This window comes from Leifsonia sp. NPDC056665, assembly GCF_042791795.1.
GTDB lineage: Bacteria > Actinomycetota > Actinomycetes > Actinomycetales > Microbacteriaceae > Leifsonia.
The window spans coordinates 1-21,644 of record NZ_JBHTXK010000038.1; the positions used below are offsets into that span (position 1 = coordinate 1).

Annotated in this window: 23 protein-coding genes and 1 pseudogene; 15 read left to right on the forward strand and 9 right to left on the reverse strand. The window is 65.3% G+C overall.

The window, feature by feature from the left end; all coding sequences use genetic code 11:
• The first annotated feature begins 396 nt into the window (after positions 1-396).
• Complete coding sequence (locus ACFQ9V_RS19970) at positions 397-759, forward strand: hypothetical protein (RefSeq protein WP_382460861.1); 363 nt, start codon at positions 397-399, stop codon at positions 757-759.
• Between the two features lie 70 nt (positions 760-829).
• On the opposite strand, the gene ACFQ9V_RS19975 is transcribed toward ACFQ9V_RS19970, so the two are convergent.
• The 3 genes from ACFQ9V_RS19975 to ACFQ9V_RS19985 form a co-directional block, all read right to left on the reverse strand.
• The gene (locus ACFQ9V_RS19975; protein ID WP_382460862.1) at positions 830-1,123 is read right to left on the reverse strand and encodes a hypothetical protein; all 294 of its coding nucleotides are present in this window, start codon (positions 1,121-1,123) and stop codon (positions 830-832) included.
• Between the two features lie 49 nt (positions 1,124-1,172).
• Positions 1,173-1,748: an MBL fold metallo-hydrolase gene (locus ACFQ9V_RS19980; RefSeq protein WP_382460863.1), complete on the reverse strand. Its 576-nt coding sequence runs from the start codon at positions 1,746-1,748 to the stop codon at positions 1,173-1,175.
• 86 nt (positions 1,749-1,834) lie between these two features.
• Entirely contained in the window at positions 1,835-2,584 is a 750-nt protein-coding gene (locus ACFQ9V_RS19985; protein WP_382460864.1) for an SDR family NAD(P)-dependent oxidoreductase, read from the reverse strand.
• Positions 2,585-2,662: 78 nt separating this feature from the next.
• Between ACFQ9V_RS19985 and ACFQ9V_RS19990 the strand changes: the two genes are divergently transcribed.
• Positions 2,663-3,523: a LysR family transcriptional regulator gene (locus ACFQ9V_RS19990; protein WP_382460865.1), complete on the forward strand. Its 861-nt coding sequence runs from the start codon at positions 2,663-2,665 to the stop codon at positions 3,521-3,523.
• Between the two features lie 31 nt (positions 3,524-3,554).
• Here ACFQ9V_RS19990 and ACFQ9V_RS19995 read toward each other — a convergent pair whose 3' ends face one another.
• From ACFQ9V_RS19995 to ACFQ9V_RS20005, 3 genes are read right to left on the reverse strand one after another with little or no spacing between them, the layout of a single operon-like run.
• Entirely contained in the window at positions 3,555-3,935 is a 381-nt protein-coding gene (locus tag ACFQ9V_RS19995; RefSeq protein WP_382460866.1) for a putative quinol monooxygenase, read from the reverse strand.
• Positions 3,935-4,681, reverse strand: a complete 747-nt coding sequence (locus ACFQ9V_RS20000) for an MBL fold metallo-hydrolase (RefSeq protein WP_382460867.1) — start codon at positions 4,679-4,681, stop codon at positions 3,935-3,937. The genes ACFQ9V_RS19995 and ACFQ9V_RS20000 overlap by 1 nt, the downstream gene beginning before the upstream one ends.
• A 13-nt stretch (positions 4,682-4,694) precedes the next feature.
• On the reverse strand, positions 4,695-5,516 hold the full coding sequence (locus ACFQ9V_RS20005; RefSeq protein ID WP_382460868.1) for an alpha/beta fold hydrolase: 822 nt from the start codon (positions 5,514-5,516) through the stop codon (positions 4,695-4,697).
• 115 nt (positions 5,517-5,631) lie between these two features.
• On the opposite strand from ACFQ9V_RS20005, the gene ACFQ9V_RS20010 reads away from it, so the two are divergent.
• Positions 5,632-6,249 (forward strand): TetR/AcrR family transcriptional regulator, encoded by a 618-nt coding sequence (locus ACFQ9V_RS20010; RefSeq protein ID WP_382460869.1) that lies wholly within the window; start codon positions 5,632-5,634, stop codon positions 6,247-6,249.
• A gap of 322 nt (positions 6,250-6,571) precedes the next feature.
• Here the strand turns inward: ACFQ9V_RS20010 and ACFQ9V_RS20015 are convergent, their stop codons facing one another.
• The 3 genes from ACFQ9V_RS20015 to deoC are packed head-to-tail and all read right to left on the reverse strand — an operon-like array spanning position 6,572 to position 9,989.
• Positions 6,572-7,432 (reverse strand): aldehyde dehydrogenase family protein, encoded by an 861-nt coding sequence (locus tag ACFQ9V_RS20015; protein ID WP_382460870.1) that lies wholly within the window; start codon positions 7,430-7,432, stop codon positions 6,572-6,574.
• Positions 7,429-8,961, reverse strand: a complete 1,533-nt coding sequence (locus ACFQ9V_RS20020; RefSeq protein WP_382460871.1) for an aldehyde dehydrogenase family protein — start codon at positions 8,959-8,961, stop codon at positions 7,429-7,431. The genes ACFQ9V_RS20015 and ACFQ9V_RS20020 overlap by 4 nt, the downstream gene beginning before the upstream one ends.
• 17 nt (positions 8,962-8,978) lie before the next feature.
• Positions 8,979-9,989 carry a deoxyribose-phosphate aldolase gene (gene deoC, locus ACFQ9V_RS20025; protein WP_382460883.1) on the reverse strand — a complete coding sequence of 337 codons (1,011 nt, stop codon included), beginning with the start codon at positions 9,987-9,989 and terminating at the stop codon, positions 8,979-8,981.
• A 421-nt stretch (positions 9,990-10,410) separates the two neighbouring features.
• Here deoC and ACFQ9V_RS20030 point away from each other — a divergent pair, with 421 nt between their 5' ends.
• The 12 genes and pseudogenes from ACFQ9V_RS20030 to ACFQ9V_RS20085 form a co-directional block, all read left to right on the forward strand.
• Complete coding sequence (locus ACFQ9V_RS20030; protein WP_382460872.1) at positions 10,411-11,190, forward strand: GntR family transcriptional regulator; 780 nt, start codon at positions 10,411-10,413, stop codon at positions 11,188-11,190.
• A 150-nt stretch (positions 11,191-11,340) separates the two neighbouring features.
• Entirely contained in the window at positions 11,341-12,402 is a 1,062-nt protein-coding gene (locus ACFQ9V_RS20035; protein ID WP_382460873.1) for a BMP family protein, read from the forward strand.
• A gap of 33 nt (positions 12,403-12,435) precedes the next feature.
• Positions 12,436-14,010, forward strand: a complete 1,575-nt coding sequence (locus ACFQ9V_RS20040; protein WP_382460874.1) for an ABC transporter ATP-binding protein — start codon at positions 12,436-12,438, stop codon at positions 14,008-14,010.
• Positions 14,007-15,131 (forward strand): ABC transporter permease, encoded by a 1,125-nt coding sequence (locus tag ACFQ9V_RS20045; protein ID WP_382460875.1) that lies wholly within the window; start codon positions 14,007-14,009, stop codon positions 15,129-15,131. The genes ACFQ9V_RS20040 and ACFQ9V_RS20045 overlap by 4 nt, the downstream gene beginning before the upstream one ends.
• The gene (locus ACFQ9V_RS20050; RefSeq protein WP_382460876.1) at positions 15,128-16,075 is read left to right on the forward strand and encodes an ABC transporter permease; all 948 of its coding nucleotides are present in this window, start codon (positions 15,128-15,130) and stop codon (positions 16,073-16,075) included. Before ACFQ9V_RS20045 ends, ACFQ9V_RS20050 begins: the two co-directional genes overlap by 4 nt.
• A gap of 5 nt (positions 16,076-16,080) precedes the next feature.
• On the forward strand, positions 16,081-17,061 hold the full coding sequence (locus ACFQ9V_RS20055) for a carbohydrate kinase family protein (protein WP_382460877.1): 981 nt from the start codon (positions 16,081-16,083) through the stop codon (positions 17,059-17,061).
• Positions 17,058-18,170: an SIS domain-containing protein gene (locus ACFQ9V_RS20060; RefSeq protein WP_382460878.1), complete on the forward strand. Its 1,113-nt coding sequence runs from the start codon at positions 17,058-17,060 to the stop codon at positions 18,168-18,170. Before ACFQ9V_RS20055 ends, ACFQ9V_RS20060 begins: the two co-directional genes overlap by 4 nt.
• On the forward strand, positions 18,163-18,969 hold the full coding sequence (locus tag ACFQ9V_RS20065; protein WP_382460879.1) for a sugar isomerase domain-containing protein: 807 nt from the start codon (positions 18,163-18,165) through the stop codon (positions 18,967-18,969). Before ACFQ9V_RS20060 ends, ACFQ9V_RS20065 begins: the two co-directional genes overlap by 8 nt.
• Positions 18,970-19,055: 86 nt before the next feature.
• Complete coding sequence (locus ACFQ9V_RS20070) at positions 19,056-19,919, forward strand: polysaccharide deacetylase family protein (protein ID WP_382460880.1); 864 nt, start codon at positions 19,056-19,058, stop codon at positions 19,917-19,919.
• Positions 19,912-20,301 (forward strand): cupin domain-containing protein, encoded by a 390-nt coding sequence (locus tag ACFQ9V_RS20075; RefSeq protein ID WP_382460881.1) that lies wholly within the window; start codon positions 19,912-19,914, stop codon positions 20,299-20,301. The genes ACFQ9V_RS20070 and ACFQ9V_RS20075 overlap by 8 nt, the downstream gene beginning before the upstream one ends.
• A complete protein-coding gene (locus tag ACFQ9V_RS20080) occupies positions 20,298-21,266 on the forward strand; it encodes a hypothetical protein (RefSeq protein WP_382460882.1) in 969 nt (322 codons plus the stop codon). Before ACFQ9V_RS20075 ends, ACFQ9V_RS20080 begins: the two co-directional genes overlap by 4 nt.
• A 1-nt stretch (position 21,267) precedes the next feature.
• A pseudogene (locus tag ACFQ9V_RS20085) lies at positions 21,268-21,644 on the forward strand (hypothetical protein); the annotation flags it as partial.

Below are 21,644 nucleotides of genomic sequence, written 5' to 3' on the forward strand. Positions count from 1 at the left end.
CTCACCGGCCGACTACGAGAAGATCGTCCCGACGACAGTCACCCTGGCTGCCTGAAACGACACATCAAACTGTCCGAGGAACCGGGGGAAGATCAATCGGGCCAATCATGGTCGACGTACTGTCCCGACACGAACCGGGGACGCACACGGCGCGCTCCGGCGCCATGCCGGCCATCGCGCCCAGCTCCAAAGGGGAGACGAATATTCATCTGCGCAGCGGATGAATGCAATAAGAAACACCTGTTGGACTGATCAATTATCGAATCCCTATCCTGTGATCAGGGACGTCGCCGGAGCTGCCCTCGCGGCGACATTCGACGCGATACATCTCACGGTGCACCCTGACCCTCATCAATATGGACCGCGGCTGCGAGCCACCGCATCACCCGAGGAATGATGTCTGATCTGAAGATCGAACTCGTCGCCCGAGACGAACTCGGAGCCATAGTGGCTCTCATCACACCGCATGGCGTCGTGGATGCGACGGATGCTTCGGCTCAAATCCACCGTGGCGAGGCCTGCTACGTCACCGGGCCTGACTCGTACGTGCGCGTGCCTGTGCGCGCCATCTCAGCGATTGGCGGCTCGTATCTGTACGCGAACTGGGACGGAACCCGCCGCAACAATCTTCACGATCTCGCCGCCGTACGCGTACGCAGATTGTCGACCGAGCCCGCCGCCGACACGGGCGTACTGGAGCAGAGCACCCGCACGAGACGCGTCGCGTCGTTCTGGAGCCGGCTCTTTGGGGCGCGCTGACAATCAATTCAGCAGACAAGAGGAGACCGAAATAACAAGACCTTCACTCGCCGGAAACGAGGCTCAGGCCTCAGGCGATCCGCGGGCTGGTCGCCACCGCGCCCGATGCGGCATCAACTTCTTCGACCACGTCGATTCGGGGATGCGATCGCCCTCTCCCGCGGCCGGGCGGGAGCAGCTCGGCAGCGAGGAACTCGCTGATCCGGTGTACTCGGTGTCGTAGTGCCGGGATCGGTCTCGATGATCGATAGCTGCGACCTGTGCGCGGGCGCGTGACGCCAGCATCGTGAAGCTCGTTCGCGAGCCGGCAATACTCGGCGGTGGACGCCCATGTCTTGGCACCCAGCAGGCCGATCAGCTTCATCCGATCCGGCGTCGTTGGTGGCCCACAGCCCACTGCAAGTCCGTGGACGCTAGCGACTCTCGCCGTTCTCCAGCCGCGTGATTATCGTGCCGACACGTCGGCGCGTGCTCGCGGGTGTGGTCTCCGAAACCGGTGGCCCGTCGTCTGTGGCGCCCCACGGTACCATCACGTCAAAGTCCAGATCGCGGACGAGGGCGAGACTCTGGAGATACGACTCGCGGAGTCGCTCATCGAGCACCACGGCCTTCCACTCGCCGTTCTCAAGCCAGATGAAGTCTCCCGTGAACAGGAATCGGTGGACACCGCTGTCCCAGAGATATGACGTGGTGCCGGCGGTGTGACCTGGCGTGGGGAGCACCTCGAGGTCGTCGTCGATTTTCGTCCGCCGGGTGAACGTGCCCGTGATCGGCACCGAGTCTCCGAGCCCAGCCCGGTCGCTCTCGTGTACGAACACCGACACGTCGATCGCCGGACTCCCATACATCCCCTCGTGCGCATGATTGATGAGGAGTCTGTCGGCACCGCCGAACCGCGCGATCGCCTCTGCGGCCTCGGCGATGCCAGGGGAGTTGTAAATCAGCACATTGCCCTGGTCGCGCCGGAGCAGGTAGGTGCGCAGCAGCACGTTGTGCTGGTACGGCAGTCGGCTGGTTGGGGTCGCAAGTAGTGAAGCGATTGGTACGGTGAGCGCGGAGGCCCTGCTAGCCGGGCTCACCACGGCACAGGCCCGTCGGCGTCGAAGAGGCCGCCGTTCGGTCCCTCGTCCGGCAGTGACGCGAGGCGGACCGCGGCGACCGCGCCCTGTTGCGGGGTGGCAGTTCCGGTGAAGTTGTTGAGGTCTGTCCGGACGTAACCGGGGCAGGAGGCGTTGACCAGAAATCCTGCATCGCCGAGCTCTTTGGCGTACTGGATCGTCAACGCGGCGATCGTCGTCTTCGACGGCGCGTACGCACCGCTCAACGGTCCGAGATCCTGACCGGATGCCTGCAGGGTGAGCGAGCCGACATGGCTGGATTGGTTCACGATTCTCGGGTGAGCCGACGCGCGAAGGAGTGGCAGCATCGCGTTCGTCATCCGGACGAGGCCGACGACATTGGTGTCGAAGACCTGCCGGACGTCGTTCGGAGTGAGCACCGACGGTGTGTCCGGCCACGGTCCCGCCGCGCCCGCATTGTTGATCAGCGAGTCCAGGCGGCCGCATCGCTCTTCGATGAGAGCCACGGCGGCCGCAACGCTGGCGTCGTCGGTCACATCGAGCTCCACGTCGAATGCGTCGGCGCCGCCGGACTGGAGGCGGTTGACCGCGTCGCGGCCCCGTTCCCGGTCGCGTGCGCCGACGCCGACGATCCAGCCATCCGCGCCCAGCGCTTCGGCGATCGCGTACCCGATTCCCTTGTTCGCACCGGAGATCAGCGCGATCCTGACTTCGTCCATGTCCCCATGCTCCGCGCCCGCTTCCACGTAACCAACACCGATCGGGTGGCCTGTCGATACCTGTAAGGTATCGACCCCTCCCAGTCCGCGGCCTACCCTCGAGTCATGGAAACGCGAGAGCTCCGCTATTTCGTCGCTATCGCGGAGGAGTTGCACTTCGGGCGAGCCGCGGACCGCCTCGGGATCGCGCAACCCCCGCTCTCGCGAGCGATCCGACGGCTTGAAACCCGTCTCGACACCGCCTTGCTCATTCGGACCAGTCGACACGTGTCGCTGACTCCGGCCGGCGAGCTTCTCCTCCAAGAGGCGCGTCTCATCCTCGGGGCGGTGGATGCTGCCAGCAGGCGAACGAGGAGCGCTGGCCGTGCGCACCGCGAGGTCGTGTTCGCGATCAAAGCAGGTGCGTCGACCAGCCTCGTGGCGCGGATTCTCGACGCCTACGCCGAGCAACCGGACGCGGTCCCGGTTAGCCTACTCACGTGTGAGGCGCAGGAGCAGCGTCATGCATTGCTGAGCGGTGCGGCGGATGTCGCGCTCCTTCATCTGCCGTTCGATTCGATTGCGGATCTGGAGTACGACATGCTGGCGACCGAGACCCAGGTCGCGCTCGTCCAGACGAGCAGCCGGATTGCCGGAGCCCCGTCGGTCCGGGCCGCCGATGTCCTCGGGCTCGGCGAGGCACCGCTCGCACGATGGCCGGATTCGGCGGGCAGTTACCCCGACGGGCCCGGACCGGAAGTCCGCAACCTCACCCAGATCGCGGAGCTGATCGCGCTCGGCCGGGCGACGGCTATGGTGCCCCGGTCGGCCGCGGATGCCCTTCCGGAGGGCTGCGTGGCCATTCCGGTGTTCGACGCGCCCGCCGTGACCACGGTAATCGCGTGGCCCTGGTTCAGCCGATCCCGACCCGTCGCCGATCTGATCCGCGCCGCCAGCGAGGTGGTTGGCGAATCCGGGGACGAGTAGTCGACCGCCTCCGTATTCCATCGGCGTCGATTCAGGGCATGACGGGGTCGAGTTGGATAAGGCTGCCCGGTCCTCCTGTGCTGAGCGTGGGGATGCTGGCGATGAAGGTACGCACGTGGTCGGTACCGAGGTGGTCGGCGAAGGCACCGGCGTTTTCGTAGATCTCGTAGAGGTAGAAGCGGCCGGGAATATCGCGGGCCTCGTAGGCGGTGAATTCGACGCATCCGGGTTCGAGGCGCACCTTGCAGGCAAGTTCGATGACGGCGGCTCTGAGGTCGTCGTGTCTGCCGGGGACGGCGTCGAGGATGGCGATCATTGGGCGCGGGTTCGGGTCCTGAGGGTCGACCGCCAGGTTGGGGTGGGCCAGGGTTTCCGCGACGAAGTCCGACGGCGGGATGAGTTCGTCGTCCATCAGAACTCCACGCGGGTTCCCGGCTCGACGATCCGCACGACGGTGTCCGGTGCAAGGCGGGCAGCGGCTATGCGGAAGTGCTCCGGGTTCTTGTCGCCGTGGGTGATGAGCCGGTCGCCGAGCCAGCCCTTGGTGAACGCGTAGTGGTGGGGGAGGGCGAGCTGCGGCTTCAGGACTGCGTTGAGCTCGGCCGCCTCCTCGGCGTCCATGACGACCTGCATGTTGCCGGCGGGCACGATGCGCAGCCCGTTGGTGGGCAGGAGCGCGATTGTGATCGGCCCGAGCCGGTCGGGAATCTCGCGCAGCTCGGGGATAAGCAGGGTGTCGCCGCCGAAGTAGATCGCGTCGCCTTCGGCGCGGAGCACGAACGTGATCTCGTCGACACCGTGTTTGCCGGGAGCTGCGGTGATGGTGACGCCGTCGATCTTGGTCTGCTCCCACGGGAAGAGCGGGCGCACGTCGGTGAAGCCGTGCGCGAGGGCGGTTTCGACCACGGTCTGCGGAACCACGAGGGGGACGTCGAGGTCGCGATAGGTAGCGAAGGCGTCAAGGTCGCAGTGGTCGTAGTGCTCATGGCTGATCAGCACACCGTCCAGCCGGGGCAGCTCGGCGATGCTCAGGGCGATGGGCTCGCCCTGGTAGTAGCCGGGCCGGACGGTGAACCACGGATCCGTGAGAAACGTGAGCCCGCCGATCTCCAGCAGGTGGCAGCTATGGGTGATGCGGGTGACAGACAAGGTCGACATCGTCTCGGATCCTTCACTCGGTCGTGTTCGCGGGTGCGGCGGCCGGGGATCGCAGCAGTTCTCCGCTGTTCCAGATCGCGTCGATAACGCGCTCGGGCGTTTCCTGCTGGGGCGCGTGACCGGTTCCTTCAAGGAGCACGAAGCGTGCCATCGGGATCGCCGCCGCATAGGCTCGGCCGTAGTCGGGATCGGCGATCCGGTCGCTCTCCCCCCAAAGCACGAGCGTGGGAAGCTCGAGGTCGGCCAGCCGTTCGGCCAGCGCCGCGTCGGTCATTCCGTCGCCCGCGTAAGCCGCGAGTGCCGAGCGGTTTCCGGCGGCGACAGCCTGCGCGGCTGGCGGAAGGTCGGCCGGATCGAACGCGAACCGGGCCGGGTCGTGGAAGGTGCGGGAAAACACCTCGTCCATATCCATGCCGAAGAAGTCCGCGACCGGGTGGCCGGGTACGTCGAGGCCGACCGCGTCCAGCAGCACGATGCCACTGATGCGGGGATCCTTCCGCAGCGCGATCTCTGCTGTGATCCAGCCGCCGAGGGAGTTGCCGATGACCGTGACATCCTGCAGTTCGAGAGAGTCAACGAGGACCGTGTAAAGCTCGGCAAGCTGATCGACGCGGCGTAGGCCGTCCGGGCGAGCGGTGCCCCCAAATCCGGGATGCACCGGCACCAGCACTCGTACGCCCTTCATTGCGGCGAACCGCTCTGCGAACGGGAGAACAGACTGCGGCCCGGCACCGCCGTGCAGCAGCAGGAACGGCTGGCCCGCCCCGAGGTCCTCGACGGTCAGCTCAATCATTCCCAGTCCCGGCAACCGCATGGACTCACTCTTGGTCGTCATGAGGACCTCCGATAAATGTATGAGAGTAGACTCTCGTAAATATAGGCCGAAAGCTGGATTTACAAAAGTCCACTCTTATAAGTTGGGACAAAGCACGTTGCCGAGGAGGGGAAGGATGCCAGACCCGAAGGTCGTGTCCATGGGACGGGTCAGTCACGCGGAACGCCGGCGTGCCACCCGTGCGGCTCTGATCTCGGCCTGCCGCGAAGCCATCAAGTCGGGCGAAGAGGTGTCCATGCCGCAGCTCGCGCAAGCTGCGGGTGTCGCCGAAGCAACCGCCTACCGGTACTTCCCCGACCTCGTGTCCCTTGTCAAGGAAGGCCTCGAAGGACTCTGGCCCGCTCCGTTTGAGGCGCTGGCATCTGTCGTGGACTCCGTAGACGTCATCGAACGCGTCGATGCCGCATGCGAGTTCCTCCTTCGCCGCAGCCATCGCTTCGAACGTGCCATCCGCGCCGTCATCGCCGACACGGTCACCAGACCCGAAACCGGCCGAACCCGACCCGGCTTCCGTTTCGGGCTCATCGCGCTCGCGCTCACCCCACTCGCTGGGGAGGTCGACGGGCGGAGCGAACGGGTGGAGGAGCTGCGGGACGAGCTCGCGGCCGTGGTGGGCGCCGAAGCCCTGTTCGCCCTGACTGACCTCGCCGGAATGGACATCGATCGCGCGATCGGGACCCTTCGCCGCGCCGCTCGGACGCTCACCGCCGCTGCTTTGTCCGATCTCGGCTGACCAGCTATCAGGTGGCGACCGATACTCGGCGATGGGAGCGGGCGCGCGGTGACCGGGTTCGTCTCGTGCGAGGCGGGGTGGCCTCGCCACTGATCTCCCCGCCGGAAAGCGAACAAGACTCTAAATGTGACCAGTTGATCTGGGACTGGCTGGCAGAAGGCAGGCCGCGTCGCCTATCGGGTGATGACGCGGTCGGTGCTCAATAGGATGGACCGATCCGAGAGCGCACGTTGAGCGATGTAAGGGAACCCCTGGATCGCAATGTAGGCAGGTGCCTTATTACGATCCAGGGGTCAGAGGTGCTCGTGCCGATTCGTGATCGCTAGACCAGCGACTTGGTGTGCCAGACCGTCTTGGTCTCGGTGAAGAACGCGATGCGGTCGAGCGACGGGGCGGCGGCGTCGGGGCCGTTCTCGGGGGGCAGGACGCGCTTCAGCGTGTCCGCCGCGGCGATCTGCAGGTCCACCCACTCCAGCGCTCCGGCGCCGACCAGGTCGAGCGCGTTGACGTCGGCGTGGGAGGCCAGCCACGGGGCGATCTCCGCCGGCGAGCCGGTGAGGATGTTGACCACGCCGCCGGGAACGTCGCTCGTCGCGAGCACCTCGCTCAGGCTGATGGCCGACAGCGGGAACCGCTCGCTCGCCACGACGACGACCGTGTTGCCGGCGACCAGCGCGGGGGCGATGGCGCTGACGAAGCCGAGCAGGCTGGAGTCCTGCGGGGCCACGATCGCGACCACGCCGGTGGGCTCGGGCACCGAGATGTTGAAGTATGGGCCGGCGACCGGGTTGGCGTTGCCCGCCACCTGGGCGAACTTGTCGGCCCAGCCGGCGTACCAGACCCAGCGGTCGATGGCCTCGTCCACCTGTGCGCCGGCGACGGCGGCGGAGACGCCCTCTGCGTTCTGGATCTCGTCCACGAACTGGGCCCGGCGGCCCTCCATCAGCTCGGCGATGCGGTACAGCACCTGGCCGCGGTTGTACGCCGTGGCGCCGGCCCAGCCGGAGACCGCGCCGCGCGCGGCCACGACGGCGTCGCGGGCGTCCTTGCGGGAGGCCTTGGCGGCGTTCGCCAGGAACCCGCCCTTCGCGGAGACGACCTCATAGGTGCGACCGGACTCGGAGCGCGGGAACTTCCCGCCGATGTAGAGCTTGTAGGTCTTCGGCACGGCCAGGCGGCTCATTTCGTCGCTCCCTTGCGGGTCGTGGTGCGGGTGGAGGCCCGGGCAGGCCGGGAGGAGGAGGCGGTGACCGCGGGACGGGCGGCGGGCACCGACCGGCCGGGCACCAGGTACGCGCCGAGGCCGTTCCTGCCGCCCTCGCGGCCGTAGCCGGACTCCTTGTAGCCGCCGAAGGGGCTGGCCGGGTCGAACCGGTTGAAGGTGTTCGCCCAGACGACGCCGGCGCGGAGCTGGTCGGCGACGGCCAGGATGCGGCTGCCCTTGTCGGTCCAGATGCCGGCGGAGAGGCCGTAGGGCGTGTTGTTCGCCTTGGCGATGGCCTCCGCCGGGGTGCGGAACGTCAGCACCGACAGCACCGGGCCGAAGATCTCCTCGCGGGCGATCCGGTGGCTGGTCGACACGTTGTCGAAGATGGTCGGCGCGAACCAGAAGCCGTTCTCCGGGATGGCGCACTCGGCCGTCCAGCGGTCGGCGCCCTCGGCCTCCCCGATGTCGGAGAGCTCGCGGATGCGCTGGAGCTGCTCCGCGCTGTTGATCGCGCCGATGTCGGTGTTCTTGTCGAGCGGGTCGCCGAGGCGCAGCGTGGAGAGCCGGCGCTTCAAGCGGTCCACGACCTCGTCGTGGATGCTCTCCTGCACCAGCAGGCGGCTGCCCGCGCAGCAGACGTGGCCCTGGTTGAAGAAGATGCCGTTGACGATGCCCTCGATGGCCTGGTCGATCGGCGCGTCGTCGAAGACGATGTTCGCTGCCTTGCCACCGAGCTCCAGCGTCAGCTTCTTCTCGGTGCCTGCCACCGAGCGCGCGATCTCGCGGCCGACCGCGGTGGAGCCGGTGAAGGCCACCTTGTTGACGTCCGGGTGTGCGACCAGCTCACGGCCGGTCTCCCCGGCGCCGGTGACGATGTTGACGACACCGGCGGGGAGGTCCGCCTGCTGGACGATCTCGGCGAACAGCAGCGCGGTGAGCGGGGTGGTCTCCGCGGGCTTCAGGACGACCGTGTTGCCCGCCGCGAGGGCCGGCGCGATCTTCCAGGCCAGCATGAGCAGCGGGAAGTTCCACGGGATGACCTGGGCGGCCACGCCGAGGGCGCGTGGCGCGGGGCCGAGGCCCGCGTGCTCCAGCTTGTCGGCCCAGCCGGCGTAGTAGAAGAACCAGGCGGCGACCAGGGGCACGTCGACGTCGCGGCTCTCCTTGATCGGCTTGCCGTTGTCGAGGCTCTCGGCGACGGCCAGCTCGCGGGCGCGCTCCTGGATGAGGCGGGCGATGCGGAACAGGTACTTGCCGCGGTCGCTGCCGCTCATCCGCGACCAGACCCGGTCGTAGGCGCGGCGGGCGGCGACGACGGCGCGGTCGACGTCGGCGGAGTCCGCGGTCGCGATGGTCGCGATGCGCTCCTCCGTCGCCGGGGAGATGGTCTGGAACGGCGTTCCGTGCCCGTCGACGAACTCGCCGTCGATGAAGAGCCCGTACTGGTCGCGCAGGTTGAGGATCGCGCGCGACTCGGGGGCCGGGGCGTACTCGAGGAAGCTCATGGTGTTGTCGTCCCGTCTCAGTCGATCGTCACGTAGTCGGCGCCGGAGTAGTGCCCCGTGCGCAGCTTCTGGCGCTGCAGCAGCACGTCGTTGAGGAGGCTGGAGGCGCCGAACCGGAACAGGTGCGGCTGCAGCCAGCGCTCGCCCACGGTCTCGGCGACCGTCACGAGGTACTTGATGGCGTCCTTCGAGGAGCGGATGCCGCCGGCGGGCTTCACGCCGATCTCCTCGCCGGTCAGGTTGTGCCAGTCGCGCACGACCTCCAGCATCAGCAGCGTCACCGGGAGGGTCGCGGCGGGCGACACCTTGCCGGTGGAGGTCTTGATGAAGTCCGCGCCGGCGAGGATGCTCAGCCAGGACGCGCGCCGCACGTTGTCGTAGGTGTTCAGCTCGCCGGTCTCCAGGATGACCTTGAGGTGGGCGTAGCTGCCATCGTCGCGGCGGCAGGCCTCCTTGACGGCCACGATCTCGTCGAACACGAGGCCGTAGCGGCCGGAGAGGAACGCGCCGCGGTCGATGACCATGTCGATCTCGTCCGCGCCGGCCGCGACCGCGTCTGCGGTGTCGGCGAGCTTGACCGGGAGGGAGGCGCGGCCGCTCGGGAAGGCGGTGGCGACCGCGGCGACGTTGATGCCGCCGTGCTGCCCGGTCTCGCGGAGCACACGGCCGGCGTGGGAGGCGCCCAGCGCCTGCACCGCGTACGGGACCATGTCGCCGTACACGCAGACCGCGGCGGGCCGCGGAGCGGTCAGGTCGCTCGGGTCGGGCGTGAGCGCCTTGGCGACGAGCGAGCGCACCTTGCCCGGCGTGTCCGCGCCCTCCAGCGTGGTCAGGTCGATCAGCTCGATGATCTTGTCGAGCGCCCAGGCCTTGCTGGTGGTCTTGATGGAGCGGGTGCCGAGACCGGCCGCGCGCTGCTCCAGCCCGACGGCGTCCACGCCCGGGATGCCACCGAGGTAGCGCCGCAGCGAGCCCTCCGTGAGGTCGCCGCCCAGCACCTCGACGGCGCGGGCCGCCGGCGCGAGCATGCGCACGGGCGGTGTCAATTCGATGGTCACTGCATTGTCCTCATCACTCGGAGGCCTACTTTCTGTCGTTCGGCACGAAACGGCCGAGGAGATCGTCTGCGGCCTGCCACCCCAACGACCGCGGACCGGGCAAAGCGCTCGCTCAGCATAAGTCGTCGAGCAACATATGCGCACATTGTGCTCATATGAGCGAATCTGCTCCCCACGCCCGAACTGAAAGTTTGCCGAGTGGGATTCATTGAGATGTTGCGTACGTCTCCGCGATCGCTTATGGTCTGTCTTGTTGGTTGTCCAACAAGCTGCGAATAGTGTAGGTTGTCCAACAAGCTAGGCATGTTTGCAGCGAAGTATCGACCCAATTCAGGGTGTCTCGCAGTTCACCAACAACGACGTAAAGGAGGATTCGAAGGTGACCACATCTATGACGATCGGCGATTCCGTCGCGTGGCCGTCATCCCGGTCATCTCTGCCGGCCGCGTTGGCGACAGAGCTGGGAGGGCGCATTCGATCCGGGGAATTCGAACCCGGCACGAAACTGCCATCCGAGCCGACGCTCGCCCAGCTCTATTCGGTCAGCCGCAACACCGTTCGCGAGGCGATCGGAATCCTGCGGGAGCAGTCGCTCGTCGCTTCCCGACAGGGAGTCGGCACCGTTGTGCTCGACCCGCCCCGTGAGCTCCCCGTGGACGTGGGCATCGAGGAGTTGACAAGTACCACCGAGCTGATCGAGCGCTCGGGGCACGCCGCGGGAACCACCCACGCGAACGTCCAGATCCTCATCGACGGCATCTCCGAGCAGCAGGAGCAACTGCAGCTCTCGCACGACGTTCCGCTTCGCTGCATCGAGCGGGTTCGCACTGCGGACGGTGTCCCGGTGATCTTCTGCAGAGACTTCATCTCTATCGAGATGTCGGCGGGTGCCGACTTTCTCACTTTCCCTGGGACAGGATCGCTGTTCGATTATCTGTCCATGCAGTACGGGTACGTCGTCACGGCAGCACGGGCCGATGTCGTCCCGGTGATGCCCAGCGAACGCATCGCCCGCCTACTCGAGGTCGAGATGTCGCAGCCCCTCTTGCTGCTGCGTCAAACGCACTTCACTCAAGAGGGCAAGCCGTTCTTGTTCAGTGAGAACTACTTCAATCCCGACGTGGTCGATATTCATGTCCGCAGGACTGTCGGCCCCGAACCCGCAACCTGAGTACTCGCCCGTATCGAACGGGGACCGACCTGAATCGGTTTGAAAGTTCCTAGACACACCCCTCCTTCATAGACCTTACCCCTTCAAGGGTCATTCGGCGATCTGCCGCGGCCTGTATCCACCACCGCAATTCACACAATGGAGTAACGAATGAAATCGCACCCGAAATCGCAGCGTGACGTCTCCCGGGCCAGGCGAGCGCGTGGCATCGCGCTCATCGCCGTCACCGCGGCGACGGCACTGACGCTGACTGCATGCGCTGCCGGCACCGGAACAGCAGGCAGCACGACGGCACAGAAGACCATTTCGCTGGTTACCGCGCAGCCCGTCAATGACCACGGCGTCATGCAGGACCTCGTGGCGGGGTACGACTCCGAGACGAAGGCGAAGAACGTCAAGAAGAACGTCGTCGTTCTCTCCGACCCCTCGACCTACACCTCGACACTCGACAGCGTCGCCGCGCGAAGCGACATGGTCATCACCACGTTCCCGCCCATGGCGCAGCCGCTGCAGCAGGTCGCCGAGAAGTACCCCCACGTCAAGTTCGTCCTGCTGGACGCAACCCTCACGAAGCCGCTCCCCAACGTGCAGGAGCTCTTCTTCCACGAGAACGAGTCCTCGTATCTCGCCGGAATCGTCGCCGCGCGCGAAACGAAGACGAACAAGGTCGGATTCCTCGGCGCACTGAAGCAGGACGTCATTGACCGCTACCTCGCCGGCTTCGCGGCGGGCGTCAAGTCTGTGAACCCGGCAACGCAGGTCTGCTACGCCTATGTCGGCAACCTGTCCGACCCGGCCCTCGGCAAGCAGTTCGCAACCACCATGTACGGACAGGGAGTCGACGTGATCCACGCCGCCACCGCAGGCAGCGAGGTCGGGGTTTATCAGGCGGCAGAAGAGCTCCACAAGTATCTGATCGGCGCCGACGTCGACGTTCGACCGTTCGCGCCGAACTACGGCCTGACTGCTGCGGGGCCCGACTTCCGCGGGGCTGCTGTGCTCTCGATCGACCAGTTCCTCACCGGTCAGTTCAAGAACGGTGTGCAGTCCTATGGACTCAAGGACGGGGCAGTTCGACTGCTTCCGTACAACGACAAGCTCGTTCCTTCCTCGGTCCAGCAGGAGGTGGCGACGGCGAAGCAGAGCATCATCGACGGCAAAATCACCGTTCCCGATGACAAGTCGGTCGCCAACCTCCAGAACTGCTCCTAACGACTGGCTCTTACGAAATCTCGGAACCGTTTCATGACAACACCCACCTCAGCTGCCGCTGAGAAAGGTTTCCAGGGCGGGGTCGCCCCCGCCCTGGAAACCGTCCGGCTCACCAAGGCCTTCGGCAGCTTCACCGCAAACGACTCGATCTCCATGAAGATCGAGGCCGGCACGATCCACGCCATCCTCGGGGAGAACGGCGCCGGCAAGACCACGCTCATGCGGATGATCTACGGGCTCTACACCCCGGACTCCGGAACCATCCTCCTCAACGGGGAGCCTGTTCGCTTCCGCGGTCCGCGTGACGCCCTGGAGCGCGGTGTAGCGATGGTGCACCAGACCTCGCTCCTCGTCGGCTCGATGACCGTTGCGCAAAACGTCATGCTGTCGGAGCCCGTGTTCGGAAGCTCCTCGCACCGAGAGGTCGTCGCCAAACTCACGGAGATCAGCGAGCGGATCGGACTCGGTCTCGATCCCAAGGCTCGTGTCGACACCCTCTCCGTCGGCCAACGCCAGCGTGCGGAAATCCTCGCCGCCCTCTATCACGAGGCCTCGTTGATCATCCTCGATGAGCCCACTACTGTGCTGACGCCGAAGGAGGCGGACCAGCTCTTCGCAGTCATGCGAGAGCTCGCCGACGCGGGCTCGACCATCATCCTGATCACACACAAACTGCGCGAGGTCTTGGCCATCACGGATGACGCGACCGTGCTCCGAGCGGGACGAGTCGTTGGTTCTGCTCGCACGAAGGACCTCGACGAGCCCACGATCGTGAGACTGATGGTGGGTAAGGACGTGCCCGCAACAGTCGGCACGCCTTCCGACCAGGAGACGGAGTCGGGATCGACCCCTGCTCGTGACTGCATGATCAGCGTCGAGCATCTCAACGTCGACGACCTCAGTGGTGTACAGCGAGTCAAAGATGTGAGTCTCTCGGGGTACGCAGGCGAAATCGTCGGTATCACCGGGGTGGAAGGCAATGGGCAGCGCGACCTCATCGCCGCATTGATGGGGCTGCAGCGTGCGCGGAACGGTCGGGTCGCCCTCAAGGGACGCGACGTCACGTCGTCGAGTGTGGGACGGCGTCGCCGTCTGGGCCTGGGATACATCCCCGAATCGCGTGCGACAGAAGGCATCGCGGCCAGCCTCTCGCTGGTCGACAACCTGATGCTCGGGCAGGAGGAGAACTCTCGGTTCTCGAGATGGGGCTTGCGACGTATGCGTGCAAGCCGTGACTTCTCGGACGCGCAGATCGCTCAGTTCGCGATCGCGACCCGAGGGGCGGAGACGCCGGTGGGAACGCTCTCGGGCGGAAACGCACAAAAGGTCGTTGTGGCCCGTGAGGTCGCGAAACAACCGTCGGTGCTCATCGCCGTACAGCCGACCCAGGGTGTCGACGTAGCCGCCGCCCACTCGATCCGAACCACTCTCAAGGGTCTGCGCGACGAAGGGATGTGCATTCTCCTGGTGACCTCCGATCTCAGCGAAGCGTGCGACCTGAGCGACCGGATCGTCGTTCTCTACAACGGCCGAGTGGCTGGTGAGGTCTCTCGGGCGAATGCGTCCGAGTCTTCATTGGGGCGCCTCGCGATGGGACTTGCATCATGAAACGAATCCAACTGGCTTCATTCGACTGGCGTGGAACAGGCTTGCGCATCGTCGGGGTGCTGATCGCTCTAGCACTCGCGGCAGGCATCGGCGCGGTCATCCTGGCGGTCACCGGGCAGAGCCCGGTCGATGCCTACTCGGGAATCCTCCAGGGGTCGTTCGGCACCGCGAACGACTTCCAGGCAACTTTGGCGCTCACCACTCCGCTCATCCTTTCGGGGCTGGCGTTCGTCGTCGCCTTCCGGTCCGGGGTCTTCAACGCCGGAACGCAGGGGCAGCTGGTGATGGGGGCATTCGGCGCTTCGGTCGCGGGGTCGGCGCCCGAGTTGGCATCGCTTCCGCCGATCATTCATTTCGTGGTGATCCTCCTCGTCGCCATGGTTTTCGGAGCAGCCTGGTCGCTTCCTCCGATTCTCATGAAGATTGCGTGGGGTACGAGTGAGATCTTGACCTCGCTGATGCTCACGTACGTCGCGGCGCTTCTGAACGACTATCTGGTTCAGGGTCCGTTCCGCGCGAAGCACCTTCAGCCGGGTGCCAACTCACAGACGGAGCCGTTCTCCGCGTCGGCGCACTTCCCGGTCCTCATTCCCGGCACGCAAGTGACGGTGATGTTGATCATCGGGATCGTGCTGGCCGTCGGGATCTGGCTCTTCTTCCGGCGGACCACATTGGGCTTCAAGATGGTCTTCTTCGGAAAATCTCCAGACGCGGTCCGCGCGGCCGGAATCAGCTCCAAGAGGGTTCTGATCACGGCAATGCTCGGCAGCGGCGCTGTCGCTGGGCTCGCCGGGGCCGCGATCGCAGGAGGGGTATTCCAGGCGGATATCACACCCTTCCCTGCTGACGTCGGTTTCAACGGCGTGCTCGCCGCCCTTCTCGTCAACGGTTCGCCGATGCTCGTTCCCTTCTCGTCCCTTCTGTTCGGCGCCCTGGCACAGGGTGGCCTGGGCCTTCAGGTCTTCGGAGGGATCTCGCAGTACATCGCCTCGGTGCTCACTGCGACGATCATCCTCTTCGCGGCGCCTAAGAGCGTTCCCGAAGGGCTGAAGCGGCTGAGCAGGAGACTTTTCGCTCGCAGATCAACCGAGCAGACTGAAATGGAGGCGAAGTCGCTGTGAACAGCGTGATCGACCTGCTGGGCCCGGGAATCTTCCTGGGAATCCCCGTCCTCTACGCCGCCCTCGGCGGGATATTCACTCATCGAGCGGGATTCTTCAACATCGCACTCGAAGGATTCATGCTCCTCGGCGCGTACTTCTCGATCTTCGGCGCGATGCTCACCAAATCGCTCCTCGTCGGAACGCTGGTCGGGATCGCAGCCGCGCTCGTTGCTGCGGCGATCATGGGAGTCCTCGTCGTGTATTTCGGGGCCGACGACGTCATCGTCGGCATCGCGGTCAACCTCGCCGCTCTCGGACTCACGACCTACCTCCTCACGACATCCGCGCAGAGTACGCAGGGGAGCACTCTCTCTCAGGGTTACCCGCTCATCCATCTCGATGCGATTCAAGGCATCCCGGTTATCAGCCAGCTCTTCAACGATCGCGATCTCCTGACTTGGCTGGCCATCCCGGTCGTCATCGGAGTGGCATGGTTCGTGAACCGTAGCCGCCTCGGGCTTCAACTGAACGCCTCCGGCGAAGCGCCTCTCGCGGCACGAGCCGCCGGAATCAAGGTCGATCGGATTCGGGTGGCGAGTGTTCTCGTCAGCGGCCTATTCTGCGGCATCGCCGGTGCCGAGCTCGCTGTCGGCTCCGTCCATCTCTTCAGCGAGAACATGACGGCAGGGCGCGGAATCATTGCTTTCGCCGCGGTCATCTTCGGCGCCGGCCGAGTCGGGAGGGTCGTGGTGGCTTGTCTGATCTTCGGGTTCGCCCAAGCGCTGGCCGCACTGCTCCAAATCACGACGCACTTCCCGTCGCAAGTCGTTCTGATGCTGCCGTACCTCCTGACGATCGTCGCGGTCGTCGGCAGCGACATCCTCCGTCGAGCGAAGCCTGGACGAAGGTTCGTACGATTCCGCCGGGGCGTGCCGGCCGCAGTGTCGACAGGAAAGGAGTAGGCGCAATGACTACTGAGAACCTGCCTCTTGTGGTCATGGGCCACCTCACGATCGACGAGATCCGAATGTCCAGCGGCCTGGTCCACGAGTCGACGATCGGCGGTGCCGCAGCTTACTCGGCCCTCGGGGGATTCCTCGCCGGCGGCGACGTCGTCGTCATCAGTCGCGTCGGCTCGAGCTACCCGCTCGACCGGTTCCGTCTCGTCCACCCGGACGGCGGGACCGTCGATATCTCGGAAACCCTGATCCTGCCCGGCGAGAGTACTAAGAACATCGCCTGGTACGGCGAGGACGGCACCCGGCGTTGGGACATCCTCAACCCGGACACGATGCATATTCAGACGCCGACGCCGGAAGATGCAGACCGGGTAGAGCGAGGCCAGTGGGTGCTCGTGTGTCCGGCAAGCCTGGAACAGCAGGAAGCGCTGGTGGACCGGCTCCGCGCTCGGGGCGCACGTATCGCGCTGGACACCGAGATCCACTACCTCACCGATCCCGATGCCATGGAACGGCTGTCCGCGCTGACTTCACGGGTGGATTGTTTTCTCCCGAGCCGGGAGCACATCACGCACCTGACGGGATATGCGGGCGACGATGCCGGGCGGATCGCCGAGCTTCTCGACCGCTTCGGGAGCCCTCGTGTCGTGTTGAAATGCGGCGCCAGCGGTGTGCTGGCATCCGACCGAGAGCGCCCGGGGGAGCTGTTGAGCGTCCCCGGGGTGGAAAGGATCGATGTCATTGATCCCACCGGGGCGGGCGATTCCTTCGACGGAGGATTCCTCGCAGGTCTGTCGCGCGGCGAGTCGGTCGCGGACGCGATCGCCGGAGGCTGCGTTGCCGCCTCATTCGTCATTCAAGCGATCGGCCTGACCGTCCCCGCCGAGTTCTCGTCCGCAGAGACCACCCGCCGTCGAGAAACAGTTCGCGGACGCGTCGCCGTCCACCAGACGTTTACGAAAGCCAGAGAGAAAGTGAACAACCGATGACCACTCTGCAGGATACGCAGGATCGCACCAAGCTGCGCGAAGAGATTCCCACACAGGGCGACGCGCTGGCGCATGCCGCGACGATTCTCCGACTCCCGGTCGAGAACCTGCTCGCACTGGCGAAAGAGCGGGAGATCACGGACTGGGTTGTGACCGGGTGCGGGGACAGCCTGTTTTCGGGACTCTGCGGCGAGGTGTGGTTCGCCGGACAGGCGCGGAACCTGCGGGCGGTCCACGCGATGGAGCTCTCGCGATACAAGTACAGGACCCTCGGGCCGAATTCCCTCGTTCTCGCAATCTCGCACTCCGGAACCACGGCACGCGTCGTAGAGGCTGCCAAAGCCGCTCGGGCGGCCGGCGCGCTGACTGTCGCCGTGACTGCGAACGCTTCATCCGAGCTAGCCCGGATCGCCGACCTGGTGATCGACAATTCAGTGCACAACGAGGAATCCAACACCCGCACCCGCAGCTTCCAGGCTGTCGCACTCTTCATCCGGATGATCTCGGACCAGCTTGCCGGCATCGCCAGCGAGTCTCGTTACAGCGAGCTCGCTCATGAGGTCGGCGGATACACCGAGAGCGCAGAGGCCCAGGTGTCGGTCCTCCCCGACGAGATCTTCCAGGGCGCGGACTGGACCGTGGTCGGCGCCGGCCTCGGTCACGCGATGAGCGAGTACGGCAAGGCGAAGTTGTACGAGGCAGCAACGGTTCCCGCGCATGCGGAAGAACTCGAGCAGTACATCCACTGCGAGATCTTCACGGCGACGAAGGACTCGGTGATCGTCATCGTCGCGCCGAAGGGTCCCGCGACTTCGAGAGCCCACGAACTCGCAGGCGGCCTCGCCAAGCTTGGTGCGAAGACGATCGCGATCACCGACGATGAGGAGCTCGCGGCGCTCTGCGCGTACTCGATCGCCCTCCCGACCGCTTCGGAGGAGATCGACTTGCCGTTCTTCGCGGCCGTCCCGTTGCAGTGGTTGGCACTGCGCCTGGCGCTGGCGCGAGGCGAGAATCCAGACCGTGTGGCCAACAAGTGGGTCAATCGCCCGTTGATCGACCATTCGCTCGAGTGGGCGCCCACTTCCAACGAAGGGGAAGCGAATGCCTGACGCGAACCGCGACTCGAGCGCGATCACCTCCTACTTCGATGGTCTGAGCGACCTGCTCTCTCAGCTCTCAGGATCGCAGGAGAACGCCATGCGTGAGGCGTCGGAGCTGATGGCGAACACGATCCAGCGTGGGTCCGTTGTCCATCTCTTCGGCTCGGGGCATTCGATGCTCCCGGTCTTGGAACTGTTCCCGCGATACGGCAGCTTCGTGGGGCTCAACCCCCTGACAGACCCGCGATTGTTCTGGTTCAACGTCCTCGGCACCTTCGGTGTCTCTGAGATGCTGTTCCTGCAGAACACCGAGGGCTATGCGGATGTGTTCCTAGAGGGCCAGGAACTGAAGGCCGGGGACGCGATGATCGTTTTCTCGCACAGCGGTAACAACGCGGTTGTCGTCGACGCCGCGCGGTATGCCCAGCGTCACGACATCGCGGTCATCGCGGTGTCCTCCGGCAACGCGCAGCAGGCCCAGCCGCGCCACAGCAGCGGCCAAAAGCTGTCAGACATCGCCACAGTGGTCATCGACACGGGCGCCCCTCGAGGCGAGGCGCTTCTCCAGATGGACGGTGTACCCGAACCGGTCGGCGCGGTTACAACTCTTCTTGCAATGGCTGCCGGCCTGGGCCTGGTATGCGGCACGACCGAGATCCTCCAGTCTCGCGGCCATGAGCTCGTCTACTCGACCCGGGCAGAGTCGAACGAGGGCAGTAGTTACCAGAACGTGTATCAGGCACACCGGGCGGCGGTCAGACGCGAAGGAACCCACTCGACGGACGCGGTCGCGCTCACGCGCGACTGACGCCCGTCGAAGCGAAAGGAATCGGAAGCAAGCTGATGGTGCACTCTTCTCACGCTCGTCGCGATCTCGTGGGGTACGGCCGGCAAGTGCCGAACGTCCCGTGGCCCGACGGCATCACACTTCCCATCTCGCTGGTGGTCAATATCGAGGAGGGCTCCGAACGCACGCATGCGGACGGAGATCCCGATCAAGAGACGATGACGGAATGGGCCACGTATCCGCTGCCCCCGGACATCCGTAACCTCGCCATGGAATCCATGTACGAGTACGGCTCCCGCGTCGGGGTCTGGAGGATTTTCGACGCCATCGCCGAACGGGGTCTGACTGCGACGATGTTCGCCTGCGCCGTCGCTTTGGAGCGTGCCCCGGAGGTCGTGGCGGCAATCAAGGAACACGGGTTCGGCGTCGTCTGTCACGGATATCGGTGGGAGGAGGTATTTCGTCTCTCGCCCGAGGAGGAGCGTCAGCACATTCGCGACGCAGTCGAGTCGATGACGAGGACTCTCGGCGCACCTCCCCGGGGCTGGTACTGCCGCTACGGCCCGAGCGCGAACACGCGGCGACTGCTCGTAGAAGAGGGATTCGAGTACGACTGCGACGCGTACAACGACGACCTGCCTTACTTCGTACCGGTCGACGGTGTGCGTCATCTCGTCGTACCGTACTCTCCGGACAACAACGACTTGCGCTTCTGGCAGTCTCCCGGGATGGTCCACGCCAACGACTTCTTCCTCTACTTGAAGGATTCGTTCGATGTTCTCTATCGCGAGGGCTCGGATCGCACCCGCATGATGTCGATCGGCTTGCACTCGCGGGTCGTCGGTCGGCCGGGACGGATAGCTGGGCTCACGCGCTTCCTCGACTACGCGCGTCAGTTCGGCGGTGTGGAATTCGTCACTCGGGATTGGATCGTGGACCACTGGAGAACTGCGGGAGCGGAACATGCCTGAGCTCGGCGACTCGAGCCCCCCGATCACTGTCCGTTCAGAGGGGGCGGCCGTCTCCCTCGGCACGATCGGCTGGCAGCAGATCATCCTCGGCGGATCTCAGCCGGACAGAAGTCCGCTCCTCCTCGGCATCACCCACATCGTTGCGGGAGAGCGCAGCGAACTCATCAAGCACGCGACAAGCGAGGTCTGCTTCGTGCTCAGCGGAAACGGGCACATGGTCGGCGATAAGGCGGTATATCGATTCACTGCCGGCGACGCGCTGCTCATAGAGCCGGAGAGCTGGCATGCCATCCAGGCGGATCCTGCCGGCGACGTCGAGATGCTGTTCTGCTTTCCTCAGCGGCATATTCCGCTAACGCATGGGTGGGAAGCCCTCTCGTGATCGCCATCGAGTTCCGGCCGCCGAAGTGGTGGCCCGCGGTCGCCGTCCAGTGTTTCGACGACCTTGTGGCCTATCGCCTCGTGGGAGCCAGTTCGTGTGCCGACGCGATCGTGGAGTCGTTGGTTGAGATCGGCGCTGCCTGTGAGGGAAGGGCAGAGGGCGTCGCAGAGCTCTCTGCCGCAGGCGCCGCGTTCCAGCGACTCAAACCCGACACAGCCCTCTATACGAATGTGATCGATATCGTGCTCGGAGCCGACGCAACGCCGGCGGTGGTCGCGGGGCGGGCCGTCGGTCTCTCCGGATATCGAACCGACGCGCGGAGGAAGGTCGCGAGTGCGACAACAGAATATCTGCGGGATGCTTCGACCATTCTGGTGCACGACTACAGCTCCGCGGTTCTAGCGGCGCTCCAGCAGCTGGCTTCCTCGGGCCAGTCCAGACGCGTGGTCGTCACAGAGTGTGGATTCCTCGGTCAGGGGCCACGTACTGCGAGCCTCGTTCAGAGCATGGGCCACCGAGTCGCATACTCATCGGACTGCTCTGTCGGGCGTTGGGTCGCTGAGGTCGATGTGTTCGTCACCGGCGTCGAGGCCTTCTTCGTCGACGGCTCGATGGCGAACACAGTCGGCACCTATGCGATCGGCTTGCTATGCCGTGAGGCGGGCGTCCCGGTTCTCGCGCCGGCGGAGCTCCTGAAACTCGACCATTCTGCTCCGACGGCTCGACGCAGCTCCCTTCGTGCGCGGCTCCTTCACCCGTGGCCCTCCCGCGGCGATGTCGACGTTCAACAGTGCGAAGTTGACGACCACGTTCTCGACGCTGTGCCGGCGCGGCTGGTTACGGCGTACGCCACAGAGTCGGGGCTGCTGCCGCCCGCAGCTATCGGGGCGGAGGCGCAGCGCGCCATCGATTCACTGATGAGCGTCGACATCGACGGTTCACGCTCACGACGTAAGGGAGTTTGAGATGGAGCAGTTTGATCTTGCTGTGACGGGTGCGCGGGTTGGGTCGCATGATCGGCGTTTGAAGAATATTGGGATCCGGGGTGGGCGGGTTGTGGCGGTTGTGGATGAGGGGGTGGATCTGCCGAGTTGTGGTGCTGTGGTTGAGGCGGGTGGGCGTTGGGTGATTCCGGGTGCGATCGATTCGCATTCGCATATTGGTCAGCTTGCGCCGGAGTATTCGCATTTGCCGGGGTTCAGTCGGGATGAGAGTTTCGCGTGGGAGACGCGGGGCGCGGTCGCGGGTGGGGTGACGACGGCTTTGAACTATGTGAAGTTCGGGCAGGGGTCGTTGCTGGAGGCGTTCGAGGAGGCGGTGGGCGCGGCGTGGCGGGAGTCGCG

Coding starts and splice junctions, on each gene's coding strand:
- ACFQ9V_RS20035 (WP_382460873.1), top strand. CDS start 11,341: ATGAAATCGCACCCGAAATCGCAGCGTGACGTCTCCCGGGCCAGGCGA.
- ACFQ9V_RS20075 (WP_382460881.1), top strand. CDS start 19,912: ATGCCTGAGCTCGGCGACTCGAGCCCCCCGATCACTGTCCGTTCAGAG.
- ACFQ9V_RS19975 (WP_382460862.1), bottom strand. CDS start 1,123: ATGAAGCTGATCGGCCTGCTGGGTGCCAAGACATGGGCGTCCACCGCC.
- ACFQ9V_RS20065 (WP_382460879.1), top strand. CDS start 18,163: ATGCCTGACGCGAACCGCGACTCGAGCGCGATCACCTCCTACTTCGAT.
- ACFQ9V_RS20020 (WP_382460871.1), bottom strand. CDS start 8,961: ATGAGCTTCCTCGAGTACGCCCCGGCCCCCGAGTCGCGCGCGATCCTC.
- deoC (WP_382460883.1), bottom strand. CDS start 9,989: ATGCTCGCGCCGGCGGCCCGCGCCGTCGAGGTGCTGGGCGGCGACCTC.
- ACFQ9V_RS20010 (WP_382460869.1), top strand. CDS start 5,632: ATGCCAGACCCGAAGGTCGTGTCCATGGGACGGGTCAGTCACGCGGAA.
- ACFQ9V_RS20060 (WP_382460878.1), top strand. CDS start 17,058: ATGACCACTCTGCAGGATACGCAGGATCGCACCAAGCTGCGCGAAGAG.
- ACFQ9V_RS20015 (WP_382460870.1), bottom strand. CDS start 7,432: ATGAGCCGCCTGGCCGTGCCGAAGACCTACAAGCTCTACATCGGCGGG.
- ACFQ9V_RS20055 (WP_382460877.1), top strand. CDS start 16,081: ATGACTACTGAGAACCTGCCTCTTGTGGTCATGGGCCACCTCACGATC.
- ACFQ9V_RS20005 (WP_382460868.1), bottom strand. CDS start 5,516: ATGACGACCAAGAGTGAGTCCATGCGGTTGCCGGGACTGGGAATGATT.
- ACFQ9V_RS19990 (WP_382460865.1), top strand. CDS start 2,663: ATGGAAACGCGAGAGCTCCGCTATTTCGTCGCTATCGCGGAGGAGTTG.
- ACFQ9V_RS19970 (WP_382460861.1), top strand. CDS start 397: ATGTCTGATCTGAAGATCGAACTCGTCGCCCGAGACGAACTCGGAGCC.
- ACFQ9V_RS20045 (WP_382460875.1), top strand. CDS start 14,007: ATGAAACGAATCCAACTGGCTTCATTCGACTGGCGTGGAACAGGCTTG.
- ACFQ9V_RS20030 (WP_382460872.1), top strand. CDS start 10,411: ATGACGATCGGCGATTCCGTCGCGTGGCCGTCATCCCGGTCATCTCTG.
- ACFQ9V_RS19995 (WP_382460866.1), bottom strand. CDS start 3,935: ATGGACGACGAACTCATCCCGCCGTCGGACTTCGTCGCGGAAACCCTG.
- ACFQ9V_RS20040 (WP_382460874.1), top strand. CDS start 12,436: ATGACAACACCCACCTCAGCTGCCGCTGAGAAAGGTTTCCAGGGCGGG.
- ACFQ9V_RS20000 (WP_382460867.1), bottom strand. CDS start 4,681: ATGTCGACCTTGTCTGTCACCCGCATCACCCATAGCTGCCACCTGCTG.